The sequence below is a fragment of the Knoellia sp. Soil729 genome (genome assembly GCF_001427985.1).
Taxonomy (GTDB): Bacteria; Actinomycetota; Actinomycetes; order Actinomycetales; family Dermatophilaceae; genus Knoellia.
In genome coordinates this window covers 607,463-623,924 of sequence record NZ_LMSA01000002.1, presented here as the reverse complement: position 1 = coordinate 623,924, position 16,462 = coordinate 607,463, and the positions used below count along the sequence as shown (strand labels likewise).

The following is a 16,462-nucleotide window of genomic DNA, read 5'->3' as shown; positions in this document are numbered from 1 at the left end:
GTGAGCACCACCCGCTCGAGCCGACCCACCACGACCGCACGTACCCCTGCAAGGGTCGCCTTCGTCGGCGCCGGACCAGGGGACGACGGACTGATGACCGTCAGGGCACTCGAGTACCTCGCTGAGGCCGACGCCGTCGTCATCGACCAGGTCGCCCGCGAGGACGTCGTCGCGCGGCACGCCCGTGAGGGGGTCGAGATCGTCGACGCCGGACACGGCGAGCACGGCCAGCCGCTCACCCATGCCTCGCGCGCAAAGCTCGTCGTCAAGGCCGCCAAGGCCCACCCGCGCGGCCTCGTCGTGCGACTCATGGATGGCGACCCGGCCACCTTCAACGGTCTCGCCGAGGAGGCTGCGGCCTGCGTCAAGGCCGGCGTGCCCTTCGAGGTCGTCCCGGGTGTCAGTGCGGTGAGCGCCGTCCCGACCTACGCCGGTGTGCCGCTCACGACGACGAGCTCGCGGGGCATCCACATCATCACCGCCGGCGAGAAGCTCAAGGACATCGCCGTGGCGATCGACCCGTCGGTCACCGTCGTGGTGCTCGGCCAGCCCGACACGCTCGTGCGCACGCTCGAGGCCCTGCGCGGCGCCGGTCGCGCCGACGAGACGCCCGTCGCCATCACCGAGCGCGGCACCACCGTGCAGCAGGTGACGATCACGACGACCCTCGCCGAGGTCGCGACCGCTGCGAAGTCCATGCAGTTCCCCGCCCTGGCGGTCGTCGGCGAGACGGTGTCCCTGCGCGAGAACCTCTCGTGGTTCGAGACCAAGCCGCTCTTCGGCTGGAACGTCCTCGTGCCCCGCACCAAGGACCAGTCGGGCTCGATGGTCCGCCGCCTCGAGCGCTACGGCGCGCAGGCGACCAGCGTGCCCACGATCTCCGTCGAGCCGCCCCGCACCCCGCAGCAGATCGAGCGGGCCGTCAAGGGCCTGGTGACCGGCCGCTACGAGTGGGTCGGCTTCACCTCCGTCAACGCCGTGCGGGCGATCCGCGAGAAGTTCGAGGAGTTCGGTCTCGACGCCCGCTCCTTCGCCGGGCTCAAGGTCGCCGCCGTTGGTGGGGTCACCGCCGACGCCCTGCGCGACTGGGGCATCAACCCCGACCTCGTGCCCGAGGGTGAGCAGTCCGCCAAGGGCCTGCTCGAGGAGTGGCCGCCCTTCGACGACCTGCTCGACCCGATCAACCGCGTCTTCCTGCCGCGCGCCGACATCGCCACCGAGACCCTGGTCGCCGGGCTGCAGGGCATGGGCTGGGAGGTCGACGACGTCACCGCCTACCGGACCGTGCGGGCGGCTCCACCGGCGGCGCACATCCGCGACGCCATCAAGAGCGGCAGCTTCGACGCGGTCGTCTTCACCTCGAGCTCGACGGTGCGCAACCTCGTCGGCATCGCCGGCAAGCCGCACCCCTCCACGGTGATCGCCTGCATCGGACCGGCCACCGCCAAGACGGCCGAGGAGTGCGGTCTGCGCGTCGACGTCCTCGCGCCGGAGCCCAGCGCCGACGAGCTCGTCGACGCCCTCGCCGACCACGGTCGTTCGCTCGCGCTGACGGCTGCGGAGGCCGGCGAGAGCACCATGCGTCCGAGCCAGAAGCGGCCCACGGCTCGCCGCCGCGCGAAGTGATCCACCGTCCTCGCCGGCTGCGCCAGTCGCCGGCAGTGCGCCGGCTCGTCGCCCAGACCCGGCTGCACCCGGCCGACCTCGTGCTGCCCGTGTTCGTGCGTGAGGGCATCGACGAGCCGGTGCCCATCGCGGCCATGCCGGGCGTCCTCCAGCACACCCTGGACACGCTCGTGGCCGAGGCGCACCGGTGCGTGGAGGCCGGCCTCGGCGGCATCATGCTCTTCGGTGTCCCGGAGGCCAAGGACGCCGTCGGGTCCGGAGCGGACGCCGACGACGGCATCCTCAACGTCGGGCTGCGAGCCCTCGTCGACGCGGTCGGGGACGACCTCGTCATCATGTCCGACCTGTGCCTGGACGAGTTCACCGACCACGGTCACTGCGGAGTGCTCGCCGCCGACGGGCGCGTCGACAACGACGCCACGCTCGAGCGCTATGCCTCCATGGCGCTGGCCCAGGCCCGCACGGGCGCACACGTCCTCGGCCTCAGCGGCATGATGGACGGTCAGGTGGCCCACGTCCGCGAGGCGCTCGACGAGGCCGGCTTCACGGACATGATCCTGCTGGCGTATGCCGCGAAGTACACCTCCGCCCTCTACGGCCCGTTCCGCGAGGCGGTGCAGTCGTCCCTGCAAGGGGACCGGGCGGCATACCAGCAGGACCCCGCCAACGCGCACGAGGCGGCACGCGAGATCGAGCTCGACCTCGCGGAGGGCGCCGACATCATCATGGTCAAGCCCGCGCAGCCCCACCTCGACATCATCGCGCTGGCGGCCCAGCTGTCGCCGGTGCCGGTCGCGGCCTACCAGATCTCGGGCGAGTACGCCCAGATCAAGGCGGCAGCGGAACGCGGCTGGATCGATGAGGACCGCGCGGTCCTGGAGTCACTGCTCCACATCAAGCGGGCGGGCGCGCAGATCATCCTCACCTACAGCGCCCTCGACGTCGCAAGCCGCCTGCGCTGACCCCCCTGAACGACGTATTGCCCGTTTGGCCAGTGCTTCGCAACTGGCCAAACGGGCAACAAGTCCGTGGTGCGGGTGAAGCTCAGGCCTGCTTGGCGAGCTGCACGTCGATGTTGATGGTGATCTTCTCGGAGACGAGGACGCCGCCGCCCTCGACCGCTGCGTTCCAGGTGAGGCCCCAGTCCTTGCGGTTGACGGTCGTGGTGGCCTCGAAGCCGGCCTTGGTGTTGCCCCACGGGTCCTGACCGACGCCACCGAAGTCGACGTCGAACGTGACGGGCTTGGTGACGTCCTTGATGGTGAGGTCGCCGGTGAGCGTGTCACCGTCGAAGGACGTGGAGACGAAGTGCATGGTGGGGAACTGCTCGGCGTCGAAGAAGTCGGCGCTCTTGAGGTGGGTGTCGCGGTCCGGGCTGCCGGTCTCGACGGAGGCGATCTGGGCGGTGACGTCGACGACCGACTGGGTGACGTCCTCCGCGACCTCGACCGTGCCGGAGACCTCGCGGAAGGTGCCGCGGACCTTGCTCACCATGAGGTGGCGGGCGACGAAGCCCACCTCGGTGTGGGAGGCGTCGACGACCCAGGTGCCGGCGGGGATCTGCTGCTCGGTGATGGTGGTGCTCATGTGCGACTCCTTGAGAGAAGGGTGGTTCCTGTCGAGGGGTTTCAACACTCCCAATCTCATAGATATTTCAATAATCTCCACAAGATGTGTTTCCGCAACGGGGCAGGGGAGTCGTCACGGTTCGCTAGCATGCGGTCGTGGCCGCCCAGGAGACTCCCGCGACCCGCTGGCTGACGCAGGAGGAGCAACAGGCCTGGCGGGCCTATCTGCGTGCCCACCGTGAGCTGCAGGTGGCGCTCGACCTCGACCTCACCGAGTTCGGCATCAGCCTGCCGGAGTACGAGCTGCTCTCGATGCTCTCCGAGCAGGAGGGCGACCGGGCACGCATGTCGGTGCTGGCCGACCTCATCGTCCAGAGCCGCAGCCGGGTCACGCACACCGCCAAGCGCCTCGAGCGGCGTGGCTGGGTGCGGCGAGAGCGCACGCCCGAGGACGGCCGGGGAGTGGCCCTTGCCCTCACCGAGGACGGCCGTCGCATGATCGAGCGCGTGGCGCCCACCCACGTCGCATCGGTGCGCAGCAACTTCATCGACCTGCTCACCCCCGAGCAGATGGCGGCCCTGCACGAAGCGTTCGCGGTCGTGCGCGCCCACCTCGTGCCGGGTGCCCGGGCGGACGACCAGATCGCCTGAGCGCGACAATGGACGCATGACGCCCAGCCCTGCCCCCTCCACCGCCCCCGACTCCGACGCGCCCGCCTCCGCGGCGCTGCTGGAGCGAGCCACCCGCGTCATCCCCGGCGGCGTGAACTCGCCGGTGCGCGCCTTCCGGGCCGTCGGCGGCACCCCCCGGTTCATCGCCTCCGCGCAGGGGCCCTGGCTCACCGACGTCGACGGCAAGCGATATGTCGACCTGCTCTGCTCCTGGGGGCCGATGATCCTGGGGCACGCCCACCCGGACGTGCTCGAGGCCGTGCGGACGGCCGCAGCCAAGGGCTTCTCCTTCGGCACGCCCAGCGAGAACGAGGTCCTCCTCGCCGAGGAGATCGTCGCGCGCATCGAGCCGTTGGAGCAGGTCCGCCTCGTGTCCTCGGGCACCGAGGCCACCATGAGTGCCGTCCGCCTCGCCCGGGGCGTCACCGGCCGGGCCGTCATCGTGAAGTTCGCCGGCTGCTACCACGGCCACGTCGACGCCCTGCTCGCCGCCGCGGGCTCGGGCCTGGCCACCCTCGCCCTGCCGGACTCCGCGGGTGTCCCGGCCGAGATGACGGCCGACACCATCGTCCTGCCCTACAACGACGTTGCAGCGCTGGAGGCCGTCTTCGCGGCTCGCGGGGGTGAGATCGCGGCCGTCATCACCGAGGCTGCCGCGGGCAACATGGGTGTCGTCCCGCCCGCACGCGGCTTCACCGAAGCCCTGCGACGGGTCAGCCGTGAGCACGGCGCCCTGCTCATCTCCGACGAGGTGATGACCGGCTTCCGGTGCAGCAAGGCCGGTTGGTTCGGCCTCGAGGGCCCGTATGCCGGTGGCGCACCCGACATCTTCACCTTCGGCAAGGTCATGGGTGGCGGCTTCCCGGCGGCCGCCTTCGGTGCGAGCACCGAGATCATGGCCCACCTCGCCCCGGTCGGCCCCGTCTACCAGGCCGGCACGCTGAGCGGCAACCCCGTGGCCACGGCCGCGGGGCTGGCCACCCTCCGGGGCTGCACGGACGAGCTCTATCCCCGCCTCGAGACCACCGCGCACACCATCGCGGACGCCGCGCGTACTGCCCTTGCCGCAGAGGGCGTCGCCCACACCGTCCAGTGGGCGGGCTCCATGTTCTCGGTCTTCTTCCGCGACTCGCCGGTCACGAACTATGACGAGGCACGCGACCAGGACACCGCGGCATACGGACGCTTCTTCCACTCCATGCTCGAGTCGGGAGTCCACCTGCCGCCGAGCGCGTTCGAGGCGTGGTTCGTCAGCGGTTCGCACGACGAGGAGGCGGTGGGTGTGATCCTCGACGCCCTCCCCGCAGCGGCCCGCGCGGCCGCCCACTCCGGTTGATCGGACGCTCAGGTTGGTTTGCGACACTTCTCCCATGACCGCCGGGAACCCGATCGCAGCCGACCGCACGGTCGTGCACCTCGTGCGGCACGGCGAGGTCCACAACCCCGACCGCATCCTCTATGGGCGCCTTCCCGAGTTCCACCTCTCCGCCCTGGGTCGCGAGATGGCCGACCTCGTCGCGACGCACCTGGCCGACCACGACATCACCCACGTGATCTCGAGCCCGTTGGAGCGCGCGCAGGAGACCGCGGCCCCGATCGCGGCGAGCCATGGCCTCGAGATCGAGCTCGACCCGCGCCTCCTCGAGGCCGAGAACGCCTTCGAGGGGCGGGCCGTCGCCGGCGGCAAGGGCATCTTCCGTGACCCCAAGCTCTGGAAGCTCATGGTCAACCCGATGCGTCCGTCCTGGGGTGAGCCCTACGTCGACCTCGCCGCCCGCATGCAGCAGGCCGTCGACGCCGCGCGTGACCTGGCCCGTGGGCACGAGGCGGTGATCGTGTCGCACCAGGCGCCGATCTGGATGCTTCGCCTGGCCATCGAGGGGCGTCGCTTCGTCCACGACCCGCGCCGGCGCGAGTGCACCCTGGCCTCGCTCACCTCCTTGACCTACCGCGGGAACGAGCTCGAGTCGCTTGCCTACAGCGAGCCGGCCGCCGCCCTGCTTCCGCTCGCCCACTCGGGAGCCGGTGCATGACCCCTGCAATCCCTCGGTATGCCGTGTCGCGGCGTGCCGCTCTGGCCCTCGCCTCTGCCGCCGCCCTGGCCACGCTTGGGGCCTGCTCCTCGGACCCCAACTCCATCGCGGAGCAGGCCAAGAAGGGTGACCAGAAGGGCTACATCGCCGGCAACGGTGCGATCGAGCAGATCCCGGTCGACAAGCGGCTCGAGCCGGTCACGCTCGAGGGCACGACCCTCGACGGCCGCCAGTGGTCGAGCGCGTCGGAGCGCGGCAAGCAGGTCGTCGTGGTCAACCTCTGGGGTTCGTGGTGCCCGCCCTGCATCGAGGAGGTCCCCGCACTCGAGAAGGTCTGGACCGACGTCCAGGCGCAGAAGAAGCCGGTGCAGTTCATGGGCATCGACTTCCGGGAGGACGCCCAGCGCGGTGCGGCGTTCGTGCGCACCCAGAAGATGACCTACCCCAGCCTGAGCGACGAGTCGGGCGTGCTCATCCTCGCCTTCGGGCGCCAGGCCCCGACGAGCCCTCCGTCGACCCTCATCCTCGACCGCGAGGGCCGGGTCGCCGCCCGCGCCAACGGAGCCGTGACCGAGACGACGCTGCGCGGCCTCATCGACGACGTGCTCGCCTCCTGACGCGACGCCGATGACCGACACGATCGCTTCTGGAGCCCTGCCGCTCGCCGTCCTCGTGGCGGCGCTCGCCGGGCTCGTCTCGTTCGCGTCACCGTGCGTGCTGCCCCTCGTGCCCGGCTTCCTCGGCTACGTCACCGGGCTGAGCGACACGGCGCTCGAGCAGCGCTCGCGCGGCCGCATGGTGTTGGGTGCCCTGCTGTTCGTCCTCGGGTTCACCGTCGTCTTCATCCTCATGTTCCTCTTCGTCGCCTCGCTCGGGCGCGCCCTCACCGAGCACCGGCAGGTGCTCATGCGGGTGGGAGGAGTGCTGGTCATCCTCATGGGCCTCGTCTTCCTCGGGGTGGGGGCCGGCGCCGGTTCGCAGCGCCAGTTCGGCCCGAAGTGGCGGCCGCGCGCCGGCCTGCTCGGCGCTCCCGTGCTCGGTGCGGTGTTCGCCCTCGGCTGGGCGCCCTGCACCAGCCCCACGCTCGGAGCCGTGCTCGCGATGTCGGCATCGGTGACGGACCCGAGCCAAGGGCGTGCCGTCACCCTGGCGACCGCCTATGCACTGGGCCTGGGGCTGCCGTTCATCCTTGCGGCGGCTGGCCTGGAGCGGTTCGACCGGGCGTCAACGTGGGTGCGTCGTCACCACCGCGCGGTGCAGGTCGTCGGCGGCGGGTTCCTCATCGCCATCGGCATCCTCCTCGTCACGGGTGTCTGGGAGGACCTCATGCGCTGGGTCCAGACCGAGCTGATCAACGGGTTCGAGGTGGCGCTCTGATGAGCCTGTCCACCCAGCCCAACGACCCCCGCCGCGACGACGACATCACCCAGCCCACGCTGGGCGCTCTCGGGATGCTCCGCTTTGCGTGGCGGCAGCTCACCTCGATGCGCACCGCGCTCTTCCTGCTGCTCCTGCTCGCCGTCGCCGCGCTGCCGGGCTCGATCTTCCCCCAGCGCTCGATCAACGTCGTGCGCACGACGGAGTGGATCGCCCAGCACGAGACCGCCGGCCCGATCCTGGACCGGCTCGGCTTCTTCGAGGTCTATGCCTCGCCGTGGTTCGCCGCCATCTACCTGCTGCTCTTCGTCTCGCTCGTCGGCTGCGTGCTGCCGCGGTCCAAGGTCCACTGGAAGGCGATGCGTTCCCAGCCGCCGCGCGCGCCGAAGCGGTTGGAGCGCTTGGCCGCTCACGAGTCGGTGACGCTCGACGGTTCGCCGGAGGAGGTGCTCGAGGACGTCCGGGGTGCGCTGAGGTCCGGCCGGTTCCGCACCCACTCGCACGACGACACCACGGTCTCCGCCGAGAAGGGCTACCTCAAGGAGACCGGCAACCTCCTGTTCCACCTCTCGCTCATCGGGGTCATCCTGGGCGTGGCCTTCGGGCACCTCTTCGGGTGGAAGGGCGACGTCATCCTCCCGGTGGGGCAGACCTTCGCCAACACGGCGGCCCGCTTCGACACGCTGAGCCCGGGCCCCCTCGTCGACCCCGCCGACTTCACCCCGTTCACGATGAAGCTCACCCGCTTCGACGCGCAGTTCGAGAGGGACGTCAAGGGCAAGGGCCAGTTCGGCTCGCCACGGGACTTCACGGCATACGTCGACTTCCAGAAGGCGCCAGGAGCCAAGGTCGAGAAGAAGGTCATCCGGGTCAACGGCCCGCTGGAGACCGGTGGTGGCACGGCGTTCCTGCTCGGCAACGGCTACGCGCCGCACATCACCGTCAAGGACGCCCAGGGCAACGTGACCTACTCCGACGCGACGCCGTTCCTCGCGCAGGACAACAACTACACGTCGGTGGGTGCGGTCAAGGTCGCCGGGGCCGGGCCGGCGGGCAAGCAGCTCGGGTTCGCCGGGCTGTTCCTGCCGACGGCGGTGCTCGACAAGCAGGGCCCGCACTCGATCTTCCCGGACGCGCTCGAGCCGGCGCTCGCGCTCTCGGCGTTCGAGGGCACGCTCTTCCCGGGCGGGCGGCCGCAGTCGGTCTACTCGCTCGACACCTCGGGCATGACCCAGCTCAAGAACAAGGAGGGCACAGACCTCCTGCGCATCTGGCTGACCCCGGGCCAGACGTACACGCTGCCCGGTGGGCAGGGCACGATCACCTTCGACGGGGTCGAGCGCTTCGCCGGGATCTCCATCCGCAACGACCCCGGCAAGGAGCTCACGCTGGTCTCGGCGCTGGCTGCGCTGCTGGGGCTCATCCTGTCGCTGACCATCCGTCGGCGCCGGGTCTTCGTGCGGGTTGCGCCCGCCGAGCAACAGGGCCGTACCGTAGTGAGTGTCGGCGGCCTGGCCAAGGACGACGACGAGGGCATGGACGAGCTCCTGGACGATGTCCTCACGCGACTGAAGGAACGACGCACGTGACGCACGAGAACCTGGCGACCTATGCCAACCTCAGCCTCTATTCGGCGATGGCCGTCCTGACGCTGTCCATGCTCGGGTATGCCGGCTACCTCGCCGGGCTGCTGCCCTCGCGCGACGCGGCGGGTGAGTCCTCCGACGAGAACGCGACCGTCACCGCGGGCGACCGCGAGCTGGTGGCCGCCGCCGGTGGTGGGTCGGCTCCGGGCTCCTCGGTGGCCGAGCGCTCCACACCCTCGGCGGCCCCTGACGCCGAGGTGCCGCTGCGGGCGCGCAAGGCCGGTGGCATCGCCCAGACCCTGGCCCTGCTCGGCACGGTGCTGCTCTTCGCCTCCGCCGCCCTGCGCGGGGCCTCGGTGGAGCGCTGGCCGCTGGGCAACATGTTCGAGTTCGGGGTTGCCGCGGCGCTGTTCACGATGGTCGTCTTCGTAGTTTCCGGTCTGCGTCGTGACCTGCGCTGGCTCGGCGTCTTCGTCGTCGCGCCGGTCCTCATCCTGCTCGGGCTCGCCAACACGGTCTGGTACACCGAGGCCGCTGAGCTCATGCCCTCGCTCAAGAGCGTCTGGCTGATCATCCACGTCACCGTGGCGACCATCTCGGTCGGGCTCTTCGCCGTCGGCTTCGTCATCGCCGCGCTCTACCTCGCCAAGGACCACTTCGGCACCGGGGGCGGGGGGCCACGGGTGCTGCGTGCGCTGCCCGAGCCACGCGTGCTCGAGCGGCTTGCCTACGGGCTGCACATCATCGCGTTCCCGCTGTGGACGTTCACCGTCATCGCCGGCGCCATCTGGGCGCGTCAGGCGTGGGGCTCCTACTGGAACTGGGACCCCAAGGAGGTCTGGACCTTCATCATCTGGGTCGTCTACGCGGCCTACCTGCACGCTCGGGTGACGCGCGGCTGGCGCCGGCAGGCAGCGACCTGGGTGGCCGTCGCGGGCTTCGCGTGCATCATCATCAACTACGCCGTGGTCAACGTGTACTTCGTCGGCCAGCACTCCTACTCGGGCCTCTGACATGGCCATGGTGCGCTACCTGATCCTGCGGACGATGGTCTTCATCGGCTGTCTGTCGCTGGTCTGGTTGCTCGGCCTGCGCGACCGCGAGGACCAGGTCCTCGCCGTCATCATCGCCGCGTTCGCGTCACTCCTGATCTCGGCAGTTGTGCTCAAGCCGTTCCGTCAGCGGGCCTCGGCCGACATCGCGTCGCGCGTCGACCGCCGTCTGGAGCACAAGCGGGCCGAAGGCGCCGACGAGGCCGCCGAGGACGCGGAGGTCGAGCACTCGACGGCGCCCCACCCCGCCCAGCCGGCGAGCAGGACCGACCCGGACACCGACTTCCGCTGACCCGCGCGCGGCGTTGTGTCCTGCCAAGCGCGGGTCCTAGGCCGCACTTGGCAGGACATAGCGCTCGACTGCCCGCCGGACCTGCGCCATGAAGGCCTCCGGTTGCAGCCGCAGCCCCAGCACGGGCAACCGCAGTACGGGTGTGCCGTCGAGCACGACCTCGTTGGCACGCAGCGCGTCGTCCATGGGGTTGAGCCCCGCCAAGTGGTGGCCCCCGTCGATCTCGACGACGAGGCCATCCCACTCCACGTCGAGGTACACCCTCCCCGTGGGTGATACGCGCACGGACTGCCGTCGAGGTGGCGGCAAGCCGTAGGCACGACACCACCCAGCGAAGTCGAGCTCTCCCAGCGAGTGGGCGCCGTCGCAGACGTCTCGGAGCACCGAGCCGATCAGCACCCTGCGGGGGGATCGCTGCACCGCAGCCCACGCTGCGAGTACATCGGCCGGCCGCACCAGTCGCTGCTGCACTGGGAGGCAGACGAGCAGGGCCGCCTGCCGATCCGACCGCGCCCACTGTGCAGCGCGGATGAGGGCGTTCTCCGGGCGAGTCCGGGGCAGACCCGAGCCCATGACCGGTCCCAGGTCCCGGCGTAGATGTGGCGTGACGCCGCTGAGGGGGTGGACCCTCGCGCTTTTGGGCAGTGCCACATCGATGGTGGCGAGGTCGAACCCCTTCATCCCCTGCGCGACGAGGGCGGCTGCCCCATCGAGAACCGCGCCGCAGCCGCTCTCCCACACTGCTGTCCACAGTGGGGCACGCAGGCCTGTCCCGACGGCGAGGATGCGCACGGTGTTCCGGCCGACGCACACCCAGCGCTCTGCTTCCACCTCGACGCGCACCTCGTGCCGCGAGACGCCCAGACCACGGAGATCGGCCCGATGGACGACGCCATCGTGGTCGGCGGCGAGCTCAGCGGCGAGGCGCTGTCGTTCGGTCGATCTCGTGCGGGACATACGGATGAGGGTGGCTGCTCGGCCGCCTCGACTCCAGCGGCGCGAGGGTGCCTGTGGACAGTCGACGGCTCAGCTGCGTCCTGTGGACAGGCCGAGGCGTGCTGAGGTGTGTCCTGTCAGGGGCGGCCCAGTGCCCGCGTCTGACGGGACGTGGGGTTGCGCGCGGGCTCAGGCAATGGTGCGCGCGATGAGGACTCCCGCGAAGACGGCGACCGCGTAGGCCAGCTCGTACTTGCCGGTCGAGCCCAGCACCGGCACGAGCTGGCGCCCCTGGGCGCCGCCCATGACCACCTGGGTTCCCCGGTAGATCGTGAGCACCGCGACCAGCCCGAGCAGGGCCCACAGCTGCCAGATCGCCATGACGCCGACGGCGAGAACGCTGGTGACGATGAGCCCCAGCCAGAGGTAGCGGGTGCCCCGGTCGCCCAGACGCACGGCCAGCGTGTGCTTGCCGGTCTCGCTGTCGGTCGGGATGTCACGCAGGTTGTTGGCGACGAGGATCGCCGAGGCGATGGCGCCGACCCCGACGGCCGCAGCCACGGCGAACCATGTGAGGGTTCCGGTCTCGGCATACATCGTTCCGAGCGTGGCGACGAGGCCGAAGAACACGAAGACGAAGATCTCGCCGAGCCCCATGTAGCCGTAAGGGTTGTCGCCGCCGGTGTACTTCCATGCCGCCACGATCGAGGCGATGCCGAGGGGAAGCAGCCACCACGCCTCGGCGATGGCGACGAGCGCCAGCCCGACGATCGCCGCGAAACCGAACGTGAGGAACGCCGCTGCCTTGACGCTCTCGGGCCGGGCCAGCCTCTGCCCGACGAGGCGCACCGGCCCCACGCGCGAGTCGTCGGTGCCGCGGATGCCGTCTGAGTAGTCGTTGGCGTAGTTCACGCCGATCTGCAGGGCGAGGGCCACGACGCCGGCGAGGATGGCGATCGCGTAGCTGGGCTCGGAGTGCTGGGCGGCGGCTGCCGTGCCGATGATGACGGGAGCCACGGCGGCAAAGAGCGTACGAGGGCGCGCACCGGCGACCCACTGTTGGAACGTGGCCATGGAAGTGGGTGCCTACAGTCCTTTGAGGAAGTCGGGGTCGTCGTCCGGTCCACGTGGCATCTGCCGACGCACGGTCGGCGTCGCCTTGGGGCGGCCGGCCACGAGCCACGCGATCGCCCCGACGAACGGGAAGAGCAGGATCACGAAGACCCACACGAGCTTGGGGATGCCCCGGACCTGGCTGTCGTCGCTCTGGACACAGTCGACGACGCAGTAGATCGAGAGCGCGAGGCCGATGAGCACGGGCAGGAAGCGGAGCACGTGTTCATTCTCCCACGCCGGCAAACAGCGCGATCACGGCCGCACGGTCGGGCTTGCCGGGCCCGCGGGTCGGGAGGTCCTCGATCTCCAGGAGCGCTCTGGGCAGGGCATGGTCGGGCAGTATGCCGCGCAGCTGCTCGCGCAGCTCGCCCACCGTGAGGGGGTGGCTGGGTGCACTGCCGGCGCCGCGCCGGACGGCGACAGCGATGGCCTGGCCCCACTCCGGGTCGGGGATGCCCACGGCAACCGCCTCGGCGATGCCGGGGAGCCGGGCCACGGCCTCCTCGACGATCCGGGGTGCGACCTTGAGGCCTCCCGTGTTGACCAGGTCGTCCATGCGCCCGTCGACGTGGAGCCGCCCGTTGTCGTCGACATGGCCGACGTCGTCGGTACGGAACACGCGGCCCAGCCGCGTCCCGAAAGAGGGGAAGGCGGTGGCGGTCAGCGCGGGATCACCGAGGTAGCCGTGCGCCAACGTTGCCCCGCCGAGGTGGATGCGGCCGTCATGGTCGACGAGCACCGTGGTGTCGTCCAGCGGCTCGCCGTCATAGACGCAGCCGCCCGCGGTCTCGCTCATTCCGTAGGTCGTCACGGCGGTCACTCCGGCCTCCGCAGCCCTGGCCAGGAGGTCGGGATGGGTGGCCGCACCCCCGACGAGGACGGCGGCGAAGGTCGTCAGGCGCTGGGTGGCACCTGCGTCGGCCAGCAGCCTGGTCAGCTGGGTGGGGACGAGCGAGACATAGGTCGGCCGGTCCGTTGCCGGCATGGCGTCGACGGCGGTGGTCCACGCCGACGGAGTGAAGCCCCCACCGAGGTCCATGACGTGGGGAGTGGTCCCGGCGACCAGGGAGCGCAGGAGCACCTGGAGCCCGGCGATGTGGTGGGCCGGCATGGTGAGAAGCCACTGACCGGGGCCGCTGAGCCGGGTATGGGTGGCATTGATGCTCGCGTGCAGGGAGCCTGCGCCCAACATCGCCCGCTTGGGTTGGCCCGTGGACCCGGAGGTCCCCACGACGACGCCCAGGTCTCGAGGGAGCCCGGCCACATCGTGGGGTGGCAGCTGTGGGGGAGGCGAGCCCGCGGCATACGGGGCAATGGGGTGACCACCCTCGAGGGCTCGCGCGAGACGCGGCAGGACCGTCGCCACCGCCGCGCCGCCCGGCACCGCGAGCGGCTCGATCCTCATGCGGACCACTCTAGGCAGCGCGCCGCATCGTGAGGATGATGGGCGGGATGGACGCCGAGTTCACGGCCTACCTCGAGCGGGTCCGGGCGCACCGGGCCGAGCTGGGGGAGTCGCTGACGGCGCTCGACGCGGCCCTGGCCCTGCCGGTCGGCCTGGGGCCCCTGTGGCGGCGACGGGTGCGTGCGGCGCTGACCGAGCTCGAGCACGACCTGCGCGACCACCGTGCCATCACCGAGGAGCCGGGTGGCCTGTATGCCGACGCCGTGGCCCGGGCGCCACGGCTCGCCTCGATGTCCAAGGTGCAGATGGACGAGCACGTCGAGTTCGTCGAGGTGGTGCAGCGGCTGCTGGGTGAGCGAGAGGCCGGGCTCGAGAGCGCGGACGCCGTCGCGGCGCACCGGGAAGCGGCGACCGAGCTCGTCGGGCGGATCATCCGGCACCGGCAGCGTGGGGCGGACCTGATCTACGAGGCCTACGAGGTGGACATCGGCGGTCAGGGATGAGGCTCAGAAGTACCAGGGGAAGGGAGACCAGTCGGGCTTCCGCTTCTCGAGGAACTGGTCGCGCCCCTCGACGGCCTCGTCGGTCATGTACGCCAGGCGGGTCGCCTCACCGGCAAAGACCTGCTGCCCCATGAGCCCGTCGTCGACGAGGTTGAACGCGAACTTGAGCATCCGCTGGGCCTGGGGGGACTTCGACAGGATCTCGCGCGCCACCTGCAGGGCGTCGGACTCGAGCTCGGCGTGCGCCGAGACGATGTTGACTGCCCCCATGCGGTGCATGTCGTCGGCGGAGTAGGTCCGGCCGAGGAAGAAGATCTCGCGGGCGAACTTCTGGCCGACCATCTTGGCGAGGTAGGCCGAGCCGAAACCACCGTCGAAGCTGCCCACGTCGGCGTCGGTCTGCTTGAAGCGGGCGTGCTCGCGCGAGGCCATCGTGAGGTCGCAGACGACGTGCAGCGAGTGCCCGCCGCCGGCCGCCCAGCCGCCCACGAGGGCGATGACGACCTTGGGCATCGTGCGGATGAGGCGCTGCACCTCGAGGATGTGCAGGCGCCCGCCTTCGGTCTTGACGCGTCGCTCATCGACGCCTGCGGCCGTCACGTCGTCGGTGCCCTCCTGGGCGTACTGGTAGCCCGAGCGCCCGCGGATGCGCTGGTCGCCGCCGGAGCAGAAGGCCCACTTGCCCGCGCTGCCGGTGCCCGAGGGACCCGGGCCGTTGCCGGTCAGCAGGACGACGCCGACGTCGGACGTACGCCGCGCGTGGTCGAGCGCGCGGTAGAGCTCGTCGACGGTGTGCGGCCGGAAGGCGTTGAGGACCTCCGGCCGGTCGAACGCGATGCGCACCGCGCCGAGCCCCTTGGCCCGGTGGTAGGTGATGTCGGTGAAGTCGAAGCCCTCGACCTCGTCCCACGCCGCCGGGTCGAACGTCTCACTCACGCCATCGATCGCAGTCACGGGTCGGAGCCTAACGGGAAGCCAGCGGCCCGACCTCCGGAGTCAGCGCTGCCAAGTGTAGTCGGCGCCGGCCTCGGCCTCGACGACCGCGTCCGGCACGACGACGAAGTGGGTCCGCTCGGCCTCGGTGAGCGACGCGGGGTCGACCGTGCCGTCCGGGTCGACGACTTCGAGGTGGGCACGCAGAGCGCCCTCGGCGAACTCGTCCCACGCCAGGCCTTCGCGCTTGGCGTACGCACGGGCCTGCTTGAGGAGAGCCGAGTCGAGGCTGATCGTGGTCTGCATGCCTCCAGAGTAGGTTCGGCAGCATGCTTTTGCTCCTCTCCTCAGGGAACCGATGACCGGGCCGTCGCTCGAGGACCTGCTCGCGACACTTCGGGTCGTCTCGATCCCGATGCGCGTGACGTTCCGCGGCGTCACCGAGCGCGAGGTCGCCCTCCTCGAGGGTCCGGCGGGGTGGGGCGAGTTCGGTCCCTTCCTCGAGTACGCCCCCCCCGAGGCTGGTCGCTGGCTCGCGGCCGCGGTCGAGGCGGCGTGGTCGGGCTGGCCGGACCCGCTGCGCCTCTCTGTGCCGGTCAACGCCACCGTCCCGGCTGTTGCACCCGAGGCCGTCCCCGGTGTGTTGCAACGATTCCCGGGCACCACGACCGCCAAGGTCAAGGTCGCCGAGCGTGGTCAGTCCACTGAGGACGATGTATGCCGTGTCGCTGCGGTTCGCGATGCCATGGGACCTCACGCTCGGGTCCGGGTCGACGCCAACGGCGCATGGGACGTGGCCACGGCCACAGACGTGCTGGGGCGCCTGGCGACCCATGACATCGAGTACGCGGAGCAGCCCTGTGCCAGCGTCGAGGAGCTGCGTGACCTGCGACTTGCGCTGGCGCGCAAGGGGATCGACATCCCGGTCGCAGCCGACGAGTCGATCCGCAAGGCCGAGGACCCGATGCGGGTGCGCGACCTCGATGCCGCCGACCTCATCGTCATCAAGGCAGCACCGCTCGGAGGAGTGCGTCGTGCGCTCGAGATCGTGGAGGAGTGCGGACTGCCGGCCGTCGTGTCGTCGGCCCTCGACACGAGCGTCGGGATGGCTGCCGGTGTCGCGCTCGCGGCCGCCCTTCCCCGGCTGGACCACGCCTGCGGGCTCGGCACCGTGGCCCTGCTCGCCGGCGACGTCACCACCGACTCGCTCATCCCCGTCGACGGCGAGCTGCCGGTGCACCGCGTTGTCGCGGACCCCGACCTGCTCGACCGTCATGCCGCCGCCCCGGACCGCGTGCGGTGGTGGCGGGACCGACTCACCGCCGCGTGGGAGCACGCATGATCGAGGCGACGCCAGCCGTTC

The 16,462-nt window shown here is 70.7% G+C and carries 19 protein-coding genes; 12 read left to right on the top strand and 7 right to left on the bottom strand.

Features of this window, described 5'->3' with window-relative positions; genetic code table 11:
- Both ASG74_RS07965 and hemB read left to right on the top strand, forming a co-directional pair.
- The gene (locus tag ASG74_RS07965; RefSeq protein WP_056141189.1) at nt 1-1,626 is read left to right on the top strand and encodes a uroporphyrinogen-III synthase; all 1,626 of its coding nucleotides are present in this window, start codon (nt 1-3) and stop codon (nt 1,624-1,626) included.
- A complete protein-coding gene (gene hemB / locus ASG74_RS07960) occupies nt 1,623-2,588 on the top strand; it encodes a porphobilinogen synthase (protein WP_056141187.1) in 966 nt (321 codons plus the stop codon). Before ASG74_RS07965 ends, hemB begins: the two co-directional genes overlap by 4 nt.
- Nucleotides 2,589-2,670: 82 nt before the next feature.
- Here the strand turns inward: hemB and ASG74_RS07955 are convergent, their stop codons facing one another.
- Entirely contained in the window at nt 2,671-3,213 is a 543-nt protein-coding gene (locus ASG74_RS07955; RefSeq protein ID WP_056141184.1) for a YceI family protein, read from the bottom strand.
- 137 nt (nt 3,214-3,350) lie between these two features.
- Between ASG74_RS07955 and ASG74_RS07950 the strand changes: the two genes are divergently transcribed.
- From ASG74_RS07950 to ASG74_RS07915, 8 genes are read left to right on the top strand one after another with little or no spacing between them, the layout of a single operon-like run.
- Complete coding sequence (locus tag ASG74_RS07950; protein ID WP_056141182.1) at nt 3,351-3,845, top strand: MarR family winged helix-turn-helix transcriptional regulator; 495 nt, start codon at nt 3,351-3,353, stop codon at nt 3,843-3,845.
- Between the two features lie 16 nt (nt 3,846-3,861).
- Nucleotides 3,862-5,202, top strand: a complete 1,341-nt coding sequence (hemL, locus tag ASG74_RS07945) for a glutamate-1-semialdehyde 2,1-aminomutase (protein ID WP_056141179.1) — start codon at nt 3,862-3,864, stop codon at nt 5,200-5,202.
- 34 nt (nt 5,203-5,236) lie between these two features.
- A complete protein-coding gene (locus tag ASG74_RS07940; protein WP_056141177.1) occupies nt 5,237-5,899 on the top strand; it encodes a histidine phosphatase family protein in 663 nt (220 codons plus the stop codon).
- Complete coding sequence (locus tag ASG74_RS07935) at nt 5,896-6,516, top strand: TlpA family protein disulfide reductase (RefSeq protein ID WP_056141174.1); 621 nt, start codon at nt 5,896-5,898, stop codon at nt 6,514-6,516. The genes ASG74_RS07940 and ASG74_RS07935 overlap by 4 nt, the downstream gene beginning before the upstream one ends.
- 10 nt (nt 6,517-6,526) lie before the next feature.
- Nucleotides 6,527-7,276, top strand: coding sequence for a cytochrome c biogenesis CcdA family protein (locus ASG74_RS07930; RefSeq protein WP_056141171.1), 750 nt, complete (start codon nt 6,527-6,529; stop codon nt 7,274-7,276).
- Nucleotides 7,276-8,865: a cytochrome c biogenesis protein ResB gene (gene resB, locus ASG74_RS07925; RefSeq protein WP_056141168.1), complete on the top strand. Its 1,590-nt coding sequence runs from the start codon at nt 7,276-7,278 to the stop codon at nt 8,863-8,865. Before ASG74_RS07930 ends, resB begins: the two co-directional genes overlap by 1 nt.
- The gene (gene ccsB / locus ASG74_RS07920) at nt 8,862-9,875 is read left to right on the top strand and encodes a c-type cytochrome biogenesis protein CcsB (RefSeq protein ID WP_056141165.1); all 1,014 of its coding nucleotides are present in this window, start codon (nt 8,862-8,864) and stop codon (nt 9,873-9,875) included. Before resB ends, ccsB begins: the two co-directional genes overlap by 4 nt.
- A 7-nt stretch (nt 9,876-9,882) precedes the next feature.
- Nucleotides 9,883-10,206: a DUF4229 domain-containing protein gene (locus ASG74_RS07915; protein ID WP_162252790.1), complete on the top strand. Its 324-nt coding sequence runs from the start codon at nt 9,883-9,885 to the stop codon at nt 10,204-10,206.
- A gap of 36 nt (nt 10,207-10,242) precedes the next feature.
- Here the strand turns inward: ASG74_RS07915 and ASG74_RS07910 are convergent, their stop codons facing one another.
- The 4 genes from ASG74_RS07910 to menE form a co-directional block, all read right to left on the bottom strand.
- Nucleotides 10,243-11,163 carry a hypothetical protein gene (locus ASG74_RS07910; protein WP_056141159.1) on the bottom strand — a complete coding sequence of 307 codons (921 nt, stop codon included), beginning with the start codon at nt 11,161-11,163 and terminating at the stop codon, nt 10,243-10,245.
- A gap of 168 nt (nt 11,164-11,331) precedes the next feature.
- Complete coding sequence (locus tag ASG74_RS07905; protein ID WP_056141156.1) at nt 11,332-12,216, bottom strand: 1,4-dihydroxy-2-naphthoate polyprenyltransferase; 885 nt, start codon at nt 12,214-12,216, stop codon at nt 11,332-11,334.
- 12 nt (nt 12,217-12,228) lie between these two features.
- Entirely contained in the window at nt 12,229-12,477 is a 249-nt protein-coding gene (locus ASG74_RS07900; protein WP_056141153.1) for a PLDc N-terminal domain-containing protein, read from the bottom strand.
- A gap of 4 nt (nt 12,478-12,481) precedes the next feature.
- Complete coding sequence (gene menE / locus ASG74_RS07895) at nt 12,482-13,663, bottom strand: o-succinylbenzoate--CoA ligase (protein ID WP_056141151.1); 1,182 nt, start codon at nt 13,661-13,663, stop codon at nt 12,482-12,484.
- 47 nt (nt 13,664-13,710) lie between these two features.
- Between menE and ASG74_RS07890 the strand changes: the two genes are divergently transcribed.
- Nucleotides 13,711-14,166 carry a hypothetical protein gene (locus tag ASG74_RS07890; protein ID WP_056141149.1) on the top strand — a complete coding sequence of 152 codons (456 nt, stop codon included), beginning with the start codon at nt 13,711-13,713 and terminating at the stop codon, nt 14,164-14,166.
- Nucleotides 14,167-14,169: 3 nt separating this feature from the next.
- Here ASG74_RS07890 and ASG74_RS07885 read toward each other — a convergent pair whose 3' ends face one another.
- A complete protein-coding gene (locus ASG74_RS07885; RefSeq protein ID WP_056141146.1) occupies nt 14,170-15,120 on the bottom strand; it encodes a 1,4-dihydroxy-2-naphthoyl-CoA synthase in 951 nt (316 codons plus the stop codon).
- Nucleotides 15,121-15,162: 42 nt separating this feature from the next.
- Nucleotides 15,163-15,405, bottom strand: coding sequence for a hypothetical protein (locus ASG74_RS07880; RefSeq protein ID WP_056141143.1), 243 nt, complete (start codon nt 15,403-15,405; stop codon nt 15,163-15,165).
- 52 nt (nt 15,406-15,457) lie between these two features.
- On the opposite strand from ASG74_RS07880, the gene ASG74_RS07875 reads away from it, so the two are divergent.
- Nucleotides 15,458-16,441 carry an o-succinylbenzoate synthase gene (locus ASG74_RS07875; RefSeq protein WP_056141140.1) on the top strand — a complete coding sequence of 328 codons (984 nt, stop codon included), beginning with the start codon at nt 15,458-15,460 and terminating at the stop codon, nt 16,439-16,441.
- The last annotated feature ends 21 nt before the right edge of the window (nt 16,442-16,462 follow it).

What these genes read in the sequence shown, in the direction of transcription:
- ASG74_RS07915 (WP_162252790.1), top strand. Translation starts at nt 9,883, where the DNA reads ATGGTGCGCTACCTGATCCTGCGGACGATGGTCTTCATCGGCTGTCTG.
- ASG74_RS07905 (WP_056141156.1), bottom strand. Translation starts at nt 12,216, where the DNA reads ATGGCCACGTTCCAACAGTGGGTCGCCGGTGCGCGCCCTCGTACGCTC.
- ASG74_RS07930 (WP_056141171.1), top strand. Translation starts at nt 6,527, where the DNA reads ATGACCGACACGATCGCTTCTGGAGCCCTGCCGCTCGCCGTCCTCGTG.
- menE (WP_056141151.1), bottom strand. Translation starts at nt 13,663, where the DNA reads ATGAGGATCGAGCCGCTCGCGGTGCCGGGCGGCGCGGCGGTGGCGACG.
- ASG74_RS07890 (WP_056141149.1), top strand. Translation starts at nt 13,711, where the DNA reads ATGGACGCCGAGTTCACGGCCTACCTCGAGCGGGTCCGGGCGCACCGG.
- ASG74_RS07940 (WP_056141177.1), top strand. Translation starts at nt 5,237, where the DNA reads ATGACCGCCGGGAACCCGATCGCAGCCGACCGCACGGTCGTGCACCTC.
- resB (WP_056141168.1), top strand. Translation starts at nt 7,276, where the DNA reads ATGAGCCTGTCCACCCAGCCCAACGACCCCCGCCGCGACGACGACATC.
- ASG74_RS07880 (WP_056141143.1), bottom strand. Translation starts at nt 15,405, where the DNA reads ATGCAGACCACGATCAGCCTCGACTCGGCTCTCCTCAAGCAGGCCCGT.
- ASG74_RS07910 (WP_056141159.1), bottom strand. Translation starts at nt 11,163, where the DNA reads ATGTCCCGCACGAGATCGACCGAACGACAGCGCCTCGCCGCTGAGCTC.
- ASG74_RS07955 (WP_056141184.1), bottom strand. Translation starts at nt 3,213, where the DNA reads ATGAGCACCACCATCACCGAGCAGCAGATCCCCGCCGGCACCTGGGTC.
- hemL (WP_056141179.1), top strand. Translation starts at nt 3,862, where the DNA reads ATGACGCCCAGCCCTGCCCCCTCCACCGCCCCCGACTCCGACGCGCCC.
- ASG74_RS07935 (WP_056141174.1), top strand. Translation starts at nt 5,896, where the DNA reads ATGACCCCTGCAATCCCTCGGTATGCCGTGTCGCGGCGTGCCGCTCTG.
- ASG74_RS07875 (WP_056141140.1), top strand. Translation starts at nt 15,458, where the DNA reads ATGACCGGGCCGTCGCTCGAGGACCTGCTCGCGACACTTCGGGTCGTC.